12 protein-coding genes are annotated in these 15320 nt (G+C 50.2%); 5 read left to right on the top strand and 7 right to left on the bottom strand.

All coding sequences use genetic code 11. The features are described 5' to 3' along the window. Nucleotides 1-38: 38 nt before the first annotated feature. Nucleotides 39-602 carry a DUF4142 domain-containing protein gene (locus CLV60_RS22015; protein ID WP_106597544.1) on the bottom strand — a complete coding sequence of 188 codons (564 nt, stop codon included), beginning with the start codon at nucleotides 600-602 and terminating at the stop codon, nucleotides 39-41. Between the two features lie 154 nt (nucleotides 603-756). Here CLV60_RS22015 and CLV60_RS22010 point away from each other — a divergent pair, with 154 nt between their 5' ends. The 4 genes from CLV60_RS22010 to CLV60_RS21995 all read left to right on the top strand — a co-directional run bounded on the left by CLV60_RS22010 (nucleotide 757) and on the right by CLV60_RS21995 (nucleotide 5381). Beyond that, nucleotides 757-1200: a response regulator gene (locus CLV60_RS22010; RefSeq protein WP_106597543.1), complete on the top strand. Its 444-nt coding sequence runs from the start codon at nucleotides 757-759 to the stop codon at nucleotides 1198-1200. A gap of 27 nt (nucleotides 1201-1227) precedes the next feature. Beyond that, entirely contained in the window at nucleotides 1228-1842 is a 615-nt protein-coding gene (locus CLV60_RS22005) for a biliverdin-producing heme oxygenase (protein WP_106597542.1), read from the top strand. 13 nt (nucleotides 1843-1855) lie between these two features. Beyond that, the gene (locus tag CLV60_RS22000) at nucleotides 1856-4141 is read left to right on the top strand and encodes an ATP-binding protein (RefSeq protein ID WP_106597541.1); all 2286 of its coding nucleotides are present in this window, start codon (nucleotides 1856-1858) and stop codon (nucleotides 4139-4141) included. A 139-nt stretch (nucleotides 4142-4280) separates the two neighbouring features. Then, nucleotides 4281-5381, top strand: a complete 1101-nt coding sequence (locus CLV60_RS21995; protein WP_106597540.1) for a DNA topoisomerase IB — start codon at nucleotides 4281-4283, stop codon at nucleotides 5379-5381. 148 nt (nucleotides 5382-5529) lie between these two features. Here CLV60_RS21995 and lolA1 read toward each other — a convergent pair whose 3' ends face one another. From lolA1 to CLV60_RS21965, 6 genes are all read right to left on the bottom strand, one after another. After that, nucleotides 5530-6180, bottom strand: a complete 651-nt coding sequence (gene lolA1 / locus CLV60_RS21990; protein ID WP_170118838.1) for an outer membrane lipoprotein periplasmic chaperone LolA1 — start codon at nucleotides 6178-6180, stop codon at nucleotides 5530-5532. Between the two features lie 103 nt (nucleotides 6181-6283). Further along, the gene (locus CLV60_RS21985; protein WP_106597539.1) at nucleotides 6284-8851 is read right to left on the bottom strand and encodes an FtsK/SpoIIIE family DNA translocase; all 2568 of its coding nucleotides are present in this window, start codon (nucleotides 8849-8851) and stop codon (nucleotides 6284-6286) included. Between the two features lie 44 nt (nucleotides 8852-8895). After that, nucleotides 8896-9927 carry a quinone-dependent dihydroorotate dehydrogenase gene (locus CLV60_RS21980; protein ID WP_106597538.1) on the bottom strand — a complete coding sequence of 344 codons (1032 nt, stop codon included), beginning with the start codon at nucleotides 9925-9927 and terminating at the stop codon, nucleotides 8896-8898. Nucleotides 9928-10002: 75 nt separating this feature from the next. Further along, nucleotides 10003-10485, bottom strand: a complete 483-nt coding sequence (locus CLV60_RS21975; protein WP_106597537.1) for a DUF6036 family nucleotidyltransferase — start codon at nucleotides 10483-10485, stop codon at nucleotides 10003-10005. Beyond that, nucleotides 10476-10679, bottom strand: a complete 204-nt coding sequence (locus CLV60_RS21970) for a hypothetical protein (protein ID WP_106597536.1) — start codon at nucleotides 10677-10679, stop codon at nucleotides 10476-10478. Before CLV60_RS21970 ends, CLV60_RS21975 begins: the two co-directional genes overlap by 10 nt. 97 nt (nucleotides 10680-10776) lie before the next feature. Beyond that, nucleotides 10777-12405, bottom strand: coding sequence for a beta-N-acetylhexosaminidase (locus CLV60_RS21965; RefSeq protein ID WP_106597535.1), 1629 nt, complete (start codon nucleotides 12403-12405; stop codon nucleotides 10777-10779). A gap of 336 nt (nucleotides 12406-12741) precedes the next feature. Here CLV60_RS21965 and CLV60_RS21960 point away from each other — a divergent pair, with 336 nt between their 5' ends. After that, nucleotides 12742-15084 carry a TonB-dependent receptor gene (locus CLV60_RS21960; RefSeq protein WP_106597534.1) on the top strand — a complete coding sequence of 781 codons (2343 nt, stop codon included), beginning with the start codon at nucleotides 12742-12744 and terminating at the stop codon, nucleotides 15082-15084. The last annotated feature ends 236 nt before the right edge of the window (nucleotides 15085-15320 follow it).

Raw genomic sequence — 15320 nt, 5'->3', positions numbered from 1 at the left:
AATACTTCGCCCCGGGCTCTCCGACTGTACCGTTCAGGTTATTTGGTTTTCTTATCAATGGCCTGCGCCATTTCCAGATGGTGTTTCAAAGTCGGAAGTTTTCCTTCCGCCCACGCTTTTACATCGGGATCTTTGGCATCTTTCGCAGCTTCTTCAAATTCGCTGATGTCCTCTTTGTGGTCGTCTACCATAAAAGAGATATAGGCCTTGTCAAAATCTTTGCCCTTCTTGCCTGCAAGGTCATCATACTTTTTCTGCTTATCGTCGCTCAGCATCGCGGGAAGCGTGATGTTTTTCTGAGCGGCGAGCGTTTTCAATTCTTCGCCGGCCTTCGAATGATCTTTCATCATCATTTCCCCGAATTTTTTAACATCGGCGCTCGCAGCGTTTTTTTGTGCCAGCTCCCCGAGTTGCACTTCCATTAGTCCGCCATCGGCGGCGGCTACTGCAAACTCGGAATCGTCTTCCAATGCTGTGGTATCGAGTTTCGCTTCATTCTGCTCTTCTGCAACTTCTTTACTATCCTCCGTCTTGGTGTTGTTACAATTCGTAAACGTCACCACAGTGGCTGCCATGAGGATACTCCATGCGATCTTTTTCATAATAGGTTTTCATTTTTTGATGATTTGAGCCGTAAAAATTAAAAAACTATGCCATCGCGACAGAAAAACGGATATTTTTGTAGTTATCCGTCGACAAAAGCAGCGTCTTTCGGGTTGTTCTGCCATTTTCCAAACCTACCTCTATCCCTATTTAATGAGCCCTTTTGCCCCTTTGCGGATCATGCTGGCCGACGACGACCATGACGATACCTTTCTTTTTCGGGAAGCGTTGGAACAAATCCCTCTGGAAACAGACCTCTCTATCGCTGAAAATGGGGTGGAACTTCTCCAAATATTAAAAGACACGGACAACAGGCCCGACATCATATTCCTGGACATGAATATGCCCGTCAAAAACGGGCTCGAATGCCTGGAAGAAATCCGGGGAACGGCCAGATACGAGCAGGTACCGATTGTGATATTGTCGACCTCGGTCTCACAACATCTGTGGGAATCGGCCTACCGCAATGGGGCCAACCTGTATATTCAGAAACCGAACAGCTTTAATAGCCTGATAGAAATCCTTAAAAAATGCCTGCTCGACAGGGCAGGTACGGCGACGCCCGAGGGGGTGGAACAATTTTTGATAACCAACTAGTCTTACAGGTTTCAATTCGCATTCAGTATGAGTGAAGTAACTGCTTTCGACACAGAGCAAGAATTATTTTTCAAACGATTAAGGCAAGAAACGGCGGAAAGCCACCAGAAACTGGAAGATAATCCGCTTTCGAAAGCGATACTCTCCCCGTGCGTTTCGGTTAAGGACTATCAGACCTACCTGGCTGCCCTTTTCGGGGTGACCATTGCCTGCGAAGATCACGTATTCCCTGCTATTTCACACGTTATCACAGATTTGCCAGACCGTTACAAATCGCGGCTGATTATCGATGACCTCCTGGCCACCGGCCTTTCGGAAGCTGAAATAGATGCGTTGCCGGTATACCGTTTCGAATTTTCGACCGTTGCCGAGGCCCTGGGAATCATGTACGTGCTGGAAGGCTCCACGCTGGGAGGGAAAATTCTGTACCGGCACGTTCATGAAGTGCTCGGCCTCACGCCCGAAAAAGGTGCTTCCTATTTCTGGGGATATGGCGCGCAAACCGGAAATCTGTGGAAAAGTTTCATCTCCTCCCTTACCCAATTTGTCGACGAGCGGGAGGAGCGGGACGGTGTGATCGGCAGCGCAAAAAAAACTTTTACCATCATTGACAACTGGCTCGGACAAACCGGCCGGTCGTAACTGGTCAGCAGGAATGAATATCAAGGACATTGTGAACCGCGACATTGTCAATCTGACAAATTGCGAAAGTGAACCCATACACATACCCGGCAGCATCCAGCCCCACGGCTTTTTGCTGGGGATACAAAAAGGAGCTTCCAGAATCGAGTTCTGCAGTGCAAACAGCGCTGATTTTATCGGTATTGCCCCGGATAAGCTATTGGGCAAACAAATCTCCGATGTTTTCCCGGAAGAACAGGCCTCGCGCTTTGCGTTGTACGCAGGCGCGGAAGCCATCGATTCCGCGAAGCCGTTTGTGTTTACATTAAACGGCGTCTCGTTCAATACCACCGTTCACGGAAGCGGCAGTAATGTAATCCTGGAACTCGAACCGTTCCCGGACGGGACATTGCATTTGCCCAACTTATACAACCAGACGCGCAACTTCGTGTCGATCATGGAGAAATCGAGCGGTTTGCTCGATCTCTGCCAGGAAATCGCCGACGAAACCCGCAGCATTACCGGCTACGACCGGGTGATGATCTACCGGTTCGACGAACAATATAATGGAGAAGTAATCGCAGAAAGCCGGCGCGAAGACCTGGTTTCTTTTGCCAACCAGAAATATCCGCATACCGACATCCCCGCGCAGGCGCGTGAGCTCTACATCCGCAATCCGCTCCGGATGATCGCGGACATTAATTACACGCCGGTACCATTGCTCACAATCGACGATTCGGCCGATAAAAGTAATCATTCCCTCGATCTGAGCCTGTCGATCCTGCGGAGCGTATCACCCATGCATATCGAATATTTGAAAAATATGGGTGTTGGCGCCACGCTGACTATATCGCTGCTGCAAAACCAAAAGCTGTGGGGGCTCATAGCCTGCCATCACTATGCGCCCAAGCTATTGCCGCACTATACGCGTCTTTCCGCATTGTTACAGGGACATTTCCTGACATCCCAAATCGCGGTGCGTGAAGTTGCAGAGGAGTATAACATCAGCGAAGAGGTCGATAAGGCCCTCACGGAAGCGCTCACGCTTCTGCACGAGACCGAAAATTTCACGGAAGCGAGCCATCAGTCACCATGGTTGCTGAAACTTGCGAATGCCACAGGCGCCGCTATTTACCATGAGGGCATATTGTATACCAATGGCCTGGTTCCTTCGGATGCCGAGCTGATCGAACTGTTTGCATTTCTGTCCAATGCGTACCCCAACCAGACGTTTGAAACCGATCATCTTTCCGACGTTTATCCTTCTGCGAAAGACATTTCCAAATATGCCGCGGGAGTGATCTACCACTCGATGGTGTCTGGCGAACATGACGGTATACTATGGCTGAGACAGGAGAAAATCGAGACAATCAACTGGGCAGGCAATCCCGACAAGGCTGTTTTGCAGAATGAAGACGGCGTCCGGCTTTCCCCGCGCAAGTCGTTCGAGCTCTGGATGGAGATTGTGAAGGATAAAAGCTCGCCATGGCGAAAATCAGAGATTAATGCAGCTTCTAGCTTTTCGTATGCATTGCAGAAGCACATCAATTACCGTGTGATCAGGGCACAGGAAGATCAAAACAGGAGCCTCAACGAAGAGCTGCGCCTCGCAAACAAAGAGCTCTCGAACCTGAACTGGATTTCGACCCACGATTTGAAGGAACCGCTGCGGAAAATTCAGATTTTCGCTTCCAAAGTGCTCGACCGTGAAGATCCGGACCTGTCCGTTCAGGTGAAAGATTCCGTCGAAAGAATGCGTTTCGCTGCCGAAAAGATGCAAATGCTCATCGAGGATATACTCACCTATTCGAAAGCCGGCAGCATGGACAAGGTGTTCGTACTGACCGACCTGAATGAAGTGCTGCGGGATGTAATTGCTGAATTACAGGATAATATCGATGAAAAAGGTGCTGTGCTCCGTGCGGGGAAACTGCCTTCCCTGGAAATCATCCCGTTCCAGGTACATCAGCTTTTTATTAACCTGATCAGCAATGCACTTAAATTCGTGAAAGCCGATGAACGCCCGGACATCAGCATAACCGCAAGCATGGTCGACGCGGCAGCCATTCCGACCGAAAAGAATGCTGTGGGTCACTACCATGCCATTGCCTTCCACGATAATGGCATCGGTTTCGAGGCTGAATATGAAAGCAGGATATTCGACATTTTCCAGCGCCTGCATCCCGCCCATAAGTACCCGGGAACCGGCATTGGCCTGGCGATATGCAAGAAGATCATGGAGAACCATAAAGGGTTTATCGGTGCGAAATCCGTATTTGGGGAGGGTTCGGTATTCACTCTGTACTTTCCCGTTGCGTAACGGCCGGATCCCCTGAGTATATTGTTCCTCAGCTCAGCTGCTCATCCGGCAGGGCTGGGGATTTTTTATGCGTTTTGATGGCATGCTGTGGATTGGTATTAAATTGTTATGACTTGCGGAACAACTAATAGTAAACCACATGTCAGCAGCCGCAGCTCTTGAAATAACCTCCGACGAGCCTGTACTTACGGCCCGGCAATTCAAAAAACTAAGAAAGAATCCTGCATTGACAGCCGAAGCGGCCGGTCTTCACTACGTCCAATCTGCGGACGCACCAGGCTACACCCGCAAGGGAAAAGCACCCAGGTTCTACTATACCGACAACCACGGCCAGCGCTGCAAGGATCCTCAGGCTATCAAACGAATTAAGTCGCTCGTACTTCCGCCCGCCTGGACCGACGTCTGGATCAGCGCCGATCCCGACGCTCATTTGCAAGCCACGGGCATCGACGCCGCCGGGCGGAAGCAATATCGTTATCATCCGTTCTGGAACCTCGTCAGGAACCAGGCCAAGTATTATAAGTTACTCATGTTTTCGGAAGCTTTGCCCGCATTACGGGAGCAGGTGGAGCACGATCTCCGAAAACGTGATTTCGACCTCTCCAAAGCCATTGCATTGGTGATTAAACTGATGGACAAAACCTGCATGCGGGTAGGGAACCAACGTTACAAGGTTTTGCACGGGTCGTCGGGCATCACCACGCTCGACGCGCGCTGCGCGACCGTCACCGGCAGCCGCATCCGGTTTGCATTCAAGGGTAAAAAAGGAATCCGGCAGGACATAACCCTGCGCGACAAGCAATTGGCGAGGCTGGTCAAGCAATGCAAGGAAATGCCCGGAAAAAGGCTTTTTCAATACGTCACCGAAACAGGCGGAAGGTGCTCTCTGAATGCCCAGCAAGTAAACGACTACATCCGCCGGCACACGGGCGCCAATTTTTCAGCCAAAGATTTCCGGACATGGATGGGGACTGTGACGGCATTCGAATACCTCAGCCATCAGGAAAAGGCCGTTTCCCAACGGCAACTGACACGCATTGAAAATACCTGCCTCGACGCGGTAGCCGCGCATTTGGGCAATACCCGTGCTGTTTGTAAAAAGTATTACGTGCACCCGGCTGTTTTCAGGGCCTATGAGAGCAACCGCATTCAGCGCTTTCTGCAAAAAGACGTGGAAGAAGCGGCCCATTTCTCCGAAACCGAGCAGCATGTGCGTGCATTACTGGCACGCCCGGGCTGAAACAGATAGTTTCTATCAGATGCAACCATTTGTATACAATCCTTGTCACAAACTTTGACATTGATTTTTGAGGACATTATAACGCGTATAAGAAAAATGGGTGAGACCGGAAGGCTCACCCATTACTATTGGCATATGTAGCTGAAAATTATCGCAGGTCCACTACTTCCACGCCCGGATATTGCTTGGCATTGAACGCGAAGAAATTGTCGGCCACATTGACGTCGGCCACAAACTGATCTACCTTATAAGTAACTTCCTGACCATTCTTCTGGAAAATTTTCCAGCTGCTGATCGATTTATCGGCCTTATTCACTTCGATCTGCACTTTGTTGACCTGGCTGTTTTTGTTGGTTGAGGTTAATTCAACCACTTCCACTGCCTTACCTGCTTCCTGTTTTTCCTTCACAAAAGCGGATTTGAAACCCTTTTTATAAGCAGTGTAAATTTTTGTCGGGTCGAGATCGCCGCCGGCAGCAGGGTCAAAATCCTGCAAATTCACTTCATTGGTTTCCTTGATGTAGGTGGCCATCAACTTACCGTCGTTAAAGATCTCCTGACCTGCCATTTTCAACCGAAATTTCGAGCCCTTCACAGTCGCTTCTCCTTTCAGCGGCTTCTCACCCTTGGTAATGTAAGTAAAAAGTGCTTTAAAGGATTTGATCTTCTGGTACTTGCTGCTCATAGCGTTCAGGATATCCGATGATTTTTTGTCGCCTTGCGCATGGGAAGCCAAAGGGTTCAAAATGAAAATCGTCAATACCGCAAGCAAACAAGCACTCTTCTTCAAATTTCTCATATTCAATGATTTAATACCTACTAAGTTTATAAAAACGGGGTTTTAAGTGAAATATTTCAATTTTAGACTTTACGAAGTCACAAAGGTTTAACCGGGGCCCGACCTAACTTACGCCCATCACCCGGAGGTGCTCTTCGAGCATATTCAGGTCATGGAACATCACATCACGCGCTTTGCTGCCGGTGAAAGGACCTACCACACCGAGGACCTCCAGTTGATCCATAATGCGGCCCGCACGGTTGTAGCCAAGCTTCATTTTGCGCTGGATCAGCGACGTACTGCCCTGCTGGTGTGTCACGATCAGTCGTGCGGCGTCGGGCAGCAAACTATCGAAATCATCCGGGTTGAGCTCTGCCTTACCTTCTGCCGCATCCTCGCCTTCGTATTCAGGCAGGGCGTAGGCTTCGTCATAACCACGCTGCCCGCCTATGTACTCGCAAATATCCTCAATCTCGCGGGTGTCGATGAACGGGCATTGCAAACGGATCACCTCTGAGTTGATGGCAAGCAGCATATCTCCCTGCCCCACGAGCTGCTCGGCCCCCCCCATATCGAGGATCGTACGCGAGTCGATACTCGATGTTACACGGAACGACAAGCGCGCCGGGAAGTTCGCCTTGATCAAACCGGTAATAACCTTTACCGAAGGCCGCTGCGTAGCTACCACCAGGTGAATACCTACCGCTCGGGCCAGCTGCGCCAGACGTGCAATCGGCGTCTCGACCTCTTTGCCGGCCGTCATCATCAAATCCGCCAACTCGTCAATTACCAACACAATATAGGGCAGGAAACGGTGGCCTTTCTCGGGGTTCAACCTTCTGGCGGCGAACTTAGCATTGTATTCTTTCAAATTCCGTACCGCGGCTTCTTTCAACAGGTCGTAGCGCGAATCCATCTCGATACAGAGAGAGTTCAGGGTAAAAATTACCTTTTTCGTGTCGGTAATGATTGCTTCTTCCGCATTCGGGAGCTTCGCCAGGAAGTGCCTTTCCAACTTGTTGAAAAGGGTCAATTCCACCTTTTTCGGGTCTACGAGTACGAATTTGAGCTCCGCGGGGTGCTTTTTGTAAATCAAAGATGCCAGGATCACGTTCAGACCTACCGACTTTCCTTGCCCGGTAGCACCCGCCATCAGCAAGTGGGGCATTTTAGCCAAATCGGCGATGTGGATGTCGTTTGAAATGGTTTTACCCAAAACAATGGGCAAATCGTAGGTCGATTTCTGGAAGCGGTCATTCGCCAGTACCGATCGTGCAAAAACCGTTTCCCGGTTCTTGTTAGGCACCTCGATACCGATGGTACCACGGCCCGGCATCGGGGCGATGATCCGGATGCCCAACGCCGCAAGGCTCAATGCGATATCCCCTTCGAGGTTCTTGATCTTCGATATCCGCACACCCGCTTCCGGAATAATCTCGTAAAGCGTCACCGTCGGCCCGATTGTCGCTTTAATCTTGGATATATTAATACCATAGCTGCCGAGCGTGTCGACAATCTTGGTTTTATTGCTTTCCAACTCTTCCTGGCTAACTTTCTCGTGCTGGTTTTCCACCACCTCATTCAGCAGGTCGATATTGGGGAAGTGATACGACGGCAGGTCGAGCATCGGATCATACTGCCCGAATTCGCGCAATATTGACGCATTCACATCTTCGTCCTCAAATTCCTCTGCCGCAGTTTCCTTGGCTTGTGTGGTATCCTCCACTTCCAGTTCGAGCAGCGGCTCGGATGGTACCGCCGACACTTCCATCGGCATGACGGGCAAATCTATGCTCGTCGACGCGGCTACGGAAGGCATTTGTGGCGCGACCGGCAACACCACCGCAGGATGCGGCGCCACATGCGGCGCTTCCTCCTCTACTTCCAGGTCGGTATCCGGCTGTTCTTCCGGCGCCAGTACCTCGTCGTCATAAGTGTCGTTCACTACCGACACAAATGTGCTTTCAGGCACAGCAGCTTCTTCCGGTTCTGCGGGAGAAGGCGCTCCATCCAGAGGCTCTTCCGCCACCACTTCGGGCTTGGCATGCTTGGCCTTCCACGACTCGTACTTGTCGCGTACGTCATAGAAGAATACCGCGAACACGAACAATGCGAACAGAATAGGCAGTACACTTCCCCATTTCAGCCAATCAAAAAGCGAAATGTTCACGAGGTAGCCAAAGCCTCCGGAGAGGAAGCTGAGCGTGTTCTCGGTGTTACTCATGAGAATGATATAGCCCATGAGCACGCTTACCCACAGCGTAAAAAAGATTACTTCTTTGGTAGCCCTGTTCAACGGCAGTATTTCTCTCCCGAACGCCATTTTCCAGCCTGCCACAAAAGGCACGACCGGCAGCAGCAATGCACCCAATCCAAACCAGCGATAGACGAAAATGTGCGAAACTACCGCCCCGAGCACACCGAGGAAGTTGCGGGTTTGGCGCCCGGCGTCGCGGATAGACTGATGCCCCAGACCGTCCAGTACGCTCTGGTCCGAGAGACCGGTGACGATGTAGGAGAAAAAAGATGTTTCCAGGATCAATCCCAGTACGATAAAGAATGTACCCCAGGCCAACGTATTCTTCGGGCTGGTGAAAATGTGTTCCCAATCGAGGGATACACGAAAGCGGGGAGCGGCGGCCTCCTCCGGTTTCTGGCGCTGTGTGTTACCTCTTGGCTTGTTGACTGACATTTATTTCAATTCCGGGAATGCGTGAAGTGCTGTGTTTTCTGATTTTACTTCCTGACCAATGCTTTGCAGATCCTGCTGACCACACCGGGTCCTTCGTAAATAAAGCCGGTATAAAGCTGAATCAGGCCGGCGCCTGCATTAATTTTCTCCAAAGCGTTTCCGGGAGTAGCGATACCGCCGACTCCGATAACGGGAAATGCATGATTGGATTGTTCACAAAGGTAACGAATTACTTCCGTCGAGCGATGTGTCAGCGGTGCGCCGCTCAATCCGCCCGCTCCTATCTGCGTCACTTCCGACGCATCGGTTACAAGCCCTTCCCGGCTGATCGTCGTGTTGGTCGCGATCACGCCAGCAATGCCGGTTTCCTTCACAATATCGATAATATCGTCCAGCTGGCTTGTTGTCAGATCCGGCGCTATTTTCAGGAAGATCGGCTTGGGGGCGACCTTTTCCTTGTTTTTGGTTTGCAGTTCTTTCAAAATCTCGGTTAGCGGCCCTTTCTCCTGTAAATCGCGCAAGCCAGGCGTATTCGGCGAGCTTACATTCACCACAAAATAATCGACCACATCGAACAGCTCCCGGAAACAGATCAGGTAATCGCTTAGCGCCTGCTCGTTCGGGGTGTCCTTGTTTTTACCAATATTCCCGCCTACCAGGATCTTCGACTTCCGTTTGGCAAGCTTGGCCGCAGCCACCTGCACGCCCTTATTGTTGAAACCCATGCGGTTAATCAGCGCCTTATCCTTTTTGAGGCGGAACAGGCGTGGCTTATCATTCCCTGGCTGAGGGCGCGGCGTCACTGTCCCGATCTCAATATATCCGAAGCCCAATGCTTCCAGCTGATCCACCATTTCGGCGTTCTTATCAAAGCCGGCTGCCAGTCCTACCGGGTTACGAAACCGCAAACCGGCCACTTCCTGCACGAGGTCAGGATGCTCATACGTGTACATCGCACGCATGATCTGCGGCACGAACGGGATTTTGAAAGCGAAATGCAGCGCTTCGCACACAAAATGGTGAATGCGCTCAGCGTCAAACAGAAAAAGTATAGGGGAGATCAGAATCTTATACATCCTGCAAAAATAGAATCTTTCGCAGGAAGGGGGAGGAAGGTGGGAGAATTTTATTTTTGAATGATCGGGTAAAAATCAATCGGCCCCAGAGCCGCCGCCCAGCTTGATAAAATCGTCGATCATTACGACATCCCGAAGGTCCTGCGGTCTTCTCGCAAGCACTTTCAACTCGCGCAAGTCATTTAAATGCAGAAAGTAAATAGTTGAACCTTGCGCATTGACAAAACTTCTGGACCTGTCGAAAACTTCCTGGAAATTGAAGTTTCTATGAATTTTGGTAACGATGTCTAGCTCGCCGTTAAAACCAAAAACCTGTGGTTGTGTAAAATCCAACTGTTCGAGTTTAAAAATCTCGCTTTCATCTAAATCCATACACCGGAATACTTCAATCAGGCGTCGTCCATTCTTATGCGTAGGATTAATCCAGATATCCACATCGTTCGTAGCGCGATTCAATCCGTTCAAAAACATCGCAAATCCACCGACGATCAGATACTCCAGTTTCTCCAAGTGTGCGCATCTTGTGAATTCCATGAACTCACCGTTCTCTAAATCCATTCTACATTACGGATTTTAATGGTTCTATCGCGAGTACTATGGTCAAAGCCAATGAAAAGCTCGAATTTCTTCCGAGTCTCAAAAAACCTGTCGAAGCGCTCACGCGGCGTTTCGCCCATGCCCGTAAGCATTACATCAACATATGGATCATCGAGGTTTTTATAAATGGTGATTAGTTTCTTCTTCGCTTCCATGTCTCAAAAATCAATGAAAAGTAAATATCGGCATATTCGTTAAGCAATAAAAGCACCCTCTTCCAGGATGCTTTTATTGCTTTTCAAAATGCGTGCCTTATTTTTTCTCCGGCCACACATACTCGAACTTGCCGTTGATAGGCGCACCGAAGTAGTTGACACCCAGGAAGTCGAGGCGTTTTTTGTGGATTTCCATCCGTTTGCTGAAATCTTCGAAGTTCTTGCCTTCTTTGGAAGTCCAGCCTACCTCGGCCAATGCGGTGGCGCGGGGCCATACCATATATTGTACGTAGGCAGGGGTCTTCATGTATTCGGTCCACACATTGCCTTGCACCCCTAGGATGTGCTTCGCTTCGTCGGCTGAAAGCTCCGCCGGGGTTGGCTCATAAGAATAAGATTCCGCGAGGTCGGTGAAGCCGCCAATAGCGATAGGCTGCGTTTTTGCTTCGGCCTGGTAATGGTCGAGGTAGCAGAAGTTACCCGGTGTCATGATCACGTCGTGGCGCTCTTTGGCAGCGGCGATGCCACCTTCGATACCCCGCCAGCTCATTACCGTGGCATTCGGCGAGAGTCCACCTTCCAAAATTTCATCCCAGCCGATCATCCGGCGGCCTTTCGCCGTAATGAATTTATCGATGCGCTTGATCACGTAGCTTTGCAAGCCGTGCTCATCCTTCAACCCTTCTTTCTGAATAATACCCTGGGCAAAACGGCTTTCCTTCCATTGTATTTTCGGGCACTCGTCGCCGCCGATGTGGATGTATTTGCTTGGGAAAAGGTCAATCACTTCGGTCAGTACATCTTCCAGGAATTTGAAAGTCTCTTCACGCGGCATGAAAACGTCATCGTAAACGCCCCATTTGGTGCCTACCTCATAAATTTTGTCGGGATTGTTACCCAGTTGCGGATAAGCGGCCAATGCAGCCAGCGCGTGGCCCGGCATTTCGATTTCCGGGATCACGTTCACGAAACGGTCCTCGGCATATTTAATCACTTCTTTGATTTCATCCTGTGTGTAGAAACCCTCATAAGGCTTGCCATCATACTTGTGGTCGCCATAATGCCCCTTCATCGTCTCTTTGCGTTTCGAGCTGATGGTTTTCAGTTCAGGATATTTCTTGATCTCGATGCGCCAGCCCTGGTCGTCGGTAAGGTGCCAGTGGAACTGATTCTGCTTGTGTAATGCAATCAGGTCAATGTACTTTTTCACAAACTCGATCGGCATAAAGTGACGGCAAACGTCGAGCATCAGCCCACGGTAAGCGTAGCGGGGCACGTCTTTGATCGTTACGTAAGGAACTGTCCATTTCACACCCGCAACCGGAGTTTCGCTGAATACCTCCGCCGGCAACAGTTGCAGCAGGGTTTGCACGCCATAAAATGCACCTTTGGCAGTTTGCGCCTGTATCGTTACCCCCTTGGGTGTCGAAAGCAAGCGATACCCTTCTTCGCCGAGGCTGGCATCCGATGATACCGCAAGGGTAATATCACCTTTGCCTTTTGCGGTAGAAACAGGTTGCCCGGTGGCTTTGCCTAGTTGTGCCGCCAGCATTTCTGCCACGTGCGACCATTTGGCATCGGCAGGTGCGCCGATCTTCGTTTTGGCTTTAAGCGTCCATGCGCCTTTCGCGGTCAGGACCTGGGTTGGTTTGGGGATCACGTTAATCTGCGCCATTGCTGAGTGTACGAGCACGCAACAGATTAGTCCAAAAAGAAAACGTTTCATGAATTAGGAATCCGGTATTTATTAAAAATATTTAAAAATACTGCAAGTTATCGTATTCCTATTTTAAAATACTGCAAATCTTTATTTTTTTATAATTTTATGTAATTATTTCGAAAAAGGGTACGTTACCATAAATACATGTAACTTTGTACTCATTAAAGCTTTACAGCTTGATTTAGTTACATTTCACAATATGTACGCAGCATTTTTACCCTGCTTGACTCCTAATAAAATCTAAATCCTATACCCGTGAAAAGAACTCTGTTTCTTAACAGTCTTGCCTTAATTTTACCGACCCATCTACTTCTCGCAGCCCCTGGTACCCGACCGCTTCCTGTGAATCATCCAAAATCGCAGCATGCGCTCGGCGGCAAGCTTGTGGGTAAAATCGTAGAAGGACCAAACAATGCCGGGGTGGCATTTGCTACCGTGGCCCTATTGATGCCCAAAGACTCATCGCTCGTCAACGGTGCTGTGGCCGATGAAAACGGTGCATTTACCATTGCCGAGGTGGCACCGGGGAATTACATCCTGCGGGTGACCAATATGGGGTACCAAACACTCTACCGCCCCAATGTCAAACTGGCGGCCGAGGCCAGCCTGCTCGACCTGGGAAGCATCACCGTACAGCCCGAAGCACAAAAACTCGCAGAGGTGGTAGTGAAGGGTGAAAAAACGATGATCGTCGACGATATCGACAAGAAGATAGTCAATATCGGCAAGGACATGCTGGCGACGAGCAATAACGTAAGTGACCTGCTGGAAAAGGTACCGGCCGTTTCGCTCGATGAAAACGGCAATCCGCAGGTGCGCGGAAAAGGGAATGTAGTGGTGCTCATCGACGGCAAGCCTTCCAACCTCTATGGCAGCGACCTTCCGACCATCCTGCAATCTTTCCCCGCAAACCTCATTGAGCGAATCGACGTCATGACGACCCCTTCGGCCAAATATGAAGGAGAAGGTGCATCGGGTGTGATCGATATCATTACCAAGAAAACGAAAATCCGCGGGATGAACGGTGGTGCGCGGTTAAGCATTGGTAACAGGAATAACAATGCCGCATCAGGCAACCTGAGTTATAAAGTAGGCAAATTCGGCCTGAATGCGTCGCTCAGCGGACAAACCCGCGCCATGACGTGGGAGAGAACATTGAGCCGCGATAATTTCGTCACCGAATCGACTTCGCACTTACAGCAGGACGGTACGGGCGGGAACAAAGGCAAGAATGCATTCGGGCGCGTCGGAGTCAATTATGATTTCAACGACAGGAACTCTATCGAGGCCGGCGTAAACTACTCGCGCGATAACAACCGCAATAACAGCAATATCCTCAACGAGACAACGCTCGCGTCGGGCGTGGTATCGGAAAGTTTCCGCCGCCTGAACAACAGCAAAGGCAATGGGGATAACCTCAACTTCAATTTCGATTACCGCCTGAAATTTGCCGAAAAAGACCATCAGCTCAATTTCAACTCGAGCTACTCGCTGGGCGGCTCCGACGGGGAATCCTATTTCGCTCAGGAAAGCACCATCGACAGCCTGTTGCGCAACCAGCAAAACCTGCGCAACAACAACCGCCATTCCCTATTCCTGAATGCCGACTACACCTGGCCCATTACACCGAAGGCAACCCTGGAAGCAGGCGTGCGCTCGCGCAGCAGCTCAAACGACAATGTGAATGCATTCTACAATCTCGACCGCGAAACCAACACCTACGTTTTTGACAACAATATCAGCAACGTATTCGGCTACAAGGATGCCACCTACACCGGGTTCATGACTTTCTCGCAAAAAACAGATCTATGGGGTGTGCGGGCCGGTTTGCGGGTGACCGACTACAACCAGGATATCAATCAGATCAGCCGCAACCAGGATTTCAGCGTACATTTCCTGACGCTCGTGCCGTCGTTCGCCGTGACGCGCAAATTGGGTGAATCTTCGCAGATGAAGTTGAATTACAGCCGCCGCGTGCAGCGTCCCGAGGCCGACTGGCTGAACCCCTACACCGACGTTTCCGATCCACGCAACGTGAAAACCGGTAATCCGAACCTCCGTCCGGAGTTTACACACAAAGCCGAAATGGGTTATTCCAATTATGAAGCCAACGGCGGCTGGGGACCTTCGCTTTTCATGGATTACTCCAACAATGCGATCACGCAGATCCGTACGATCGATGAAGCAGGTGTTTCGCTCACCAGATACGACAATGTCGGTCGCGAGTTCTCTTATGGTTTTGAAACCGATTTCTCCCAAAAACTCTTCGGCGATGTACTGAAAATCAATGGCAGCGGCCGCGTTTTCCGCAGCGAAGTGGTATCGGCAGTCGCTCAGATCGATAACCGGACATGGAGCTACTCGGGTAACCTCAATGCATTCATCACACTTCCCGCCGACTTCCGCGCATCCGCCTACGTGAATTACGAAGGCCCGCGGGCGATCGCGCAAGGAACGCGCGATGGCGTTTTCATCGCCAATATGGGTATCCGCAAGGATTTGCTGGAAAAGAAAGCGACCATATCCTTCAATGTGCAGGACATCTTCCTTTCGCGGAATTACAGAAGCCAGCTGAACACGGTTACTTATTCACAGTCGTCGAACTGGCATCAGACCAACCGACTGGTAAATGTGACATTCCAATACAGATTCGGCAAAATTTCCGCAAGCGGCGACGATGCGTGATCGGTAAGGCGACATTTGTTAATATATGTGAAAAGGAAGGGTCGTTTCGGTCCTTCCTTTTCATTTACAAGCAGTTCCTGATAGCCTCAGGAAGCGCTGCTACGATCATTTTCGAGCGGATTCGGCTTCATGGAACGGTTTTTGCAAATAGCTCGCACAGGAGTCGATTAATTTTAGTTATTTAAACCCCGAACACGCAGCGTGATCTAAAAAATCAGGGCGCCCGGATAACCGGA

It is taken from the genome of Dyadobacter jiangsuensis, assembly GCF_003014695.1.
In the GTDB taxonomy this organism is placed as follows: Bacteria; Bacteroidota; Bacteroidia; order Cytophagales; family Spirosomataceae; genus Dyadobacter; species Dyadobacter jiangsuensis.
This window is presented reverse-complemented; position numbering and strand designations above follow the sequence as displayed.

Excerpts from the sequence above, each read along its gene's own strand:
- CLV60_RS22015 (WP_106597544.1), bottom strand. The coding sequence starts at position 602 with ATGAAAAAGATCGCATGGAGTATCCTCATGGCAGCCACTGTGGTGACG.
- CLV60_RS22010 (WP_106597543.1), top strand. The coding sequence starts at position 757 with ATGAGCCCTTTTGCCCCTTTGCGGATCATGCTGGCCGACGACGACCAT.
- CLV60_RS22005 (WP_106597542.1), top strand. The coding sequence starts at position 1,228 with ATGAGTGAAGTAACTGCTTTCGACACAGAGCAAGAATTATTTTTCAAA.
- CLV60_RS22000 (WP_106597541.1), top strand. The coding sequence starts at position 1,856 with ATGAATATCAAGGACATTGTGAACCGCGACATTGTCAATCTGACAAAT.
- CLV60_RS21995 (WP_106597540.1), top strand. The coding sequence starts at position 4,281 with ATGTCAGCAGCCGCAGCTCTTGAAATAACCTCCGACGAGCCTGTACTT.
- lolA1 (WP_170118838.1), bottom strand. The coding sequence starts at position 6,180 with ATGAGAAATTTGAAGAAGAGTGCTTGTTTGCTTGCGGTATTGACGATT.
- CLV60_RS21985 (WP_106597539.1), bottom strand. The coding sequence starts at position 8,851 with ATGTCAGTCAACAAGCCAAGAGGTAACACACAGCGCCAGAAACCGGAG.
- CLV60_RS21980 (WP_106597538.1), bottom strand. The coding sequence starts at position 9,927 with ATGTATAAGATTCTGATCTCCCCTATACTTTTTCTGTTTGACGCTGAG.
- CLV60_RS21975 (WP_106597537.1), bottom strand. The coding sequence starts at position 10,485 with ATGGATTTAGAGAACGGTGAGTTCATGGAATTCACAAGATGCGCACAC.
- CLV60_RS21970 (WP_106597536.1), bottom strand. The coding sequence starts at position 10,679 with ATGGAAGCGAAGAAGAAACTAATCACCATTTATAAAAACCTCGATGAT.
- CLV60_RS21965 (WP_106597535.1), bottom strand. The coding sequence starts at position 12,405 with ATGAAACGTTTTCTTTTTGGACTAATCTGTTGCGTGCTCGTACACTCA.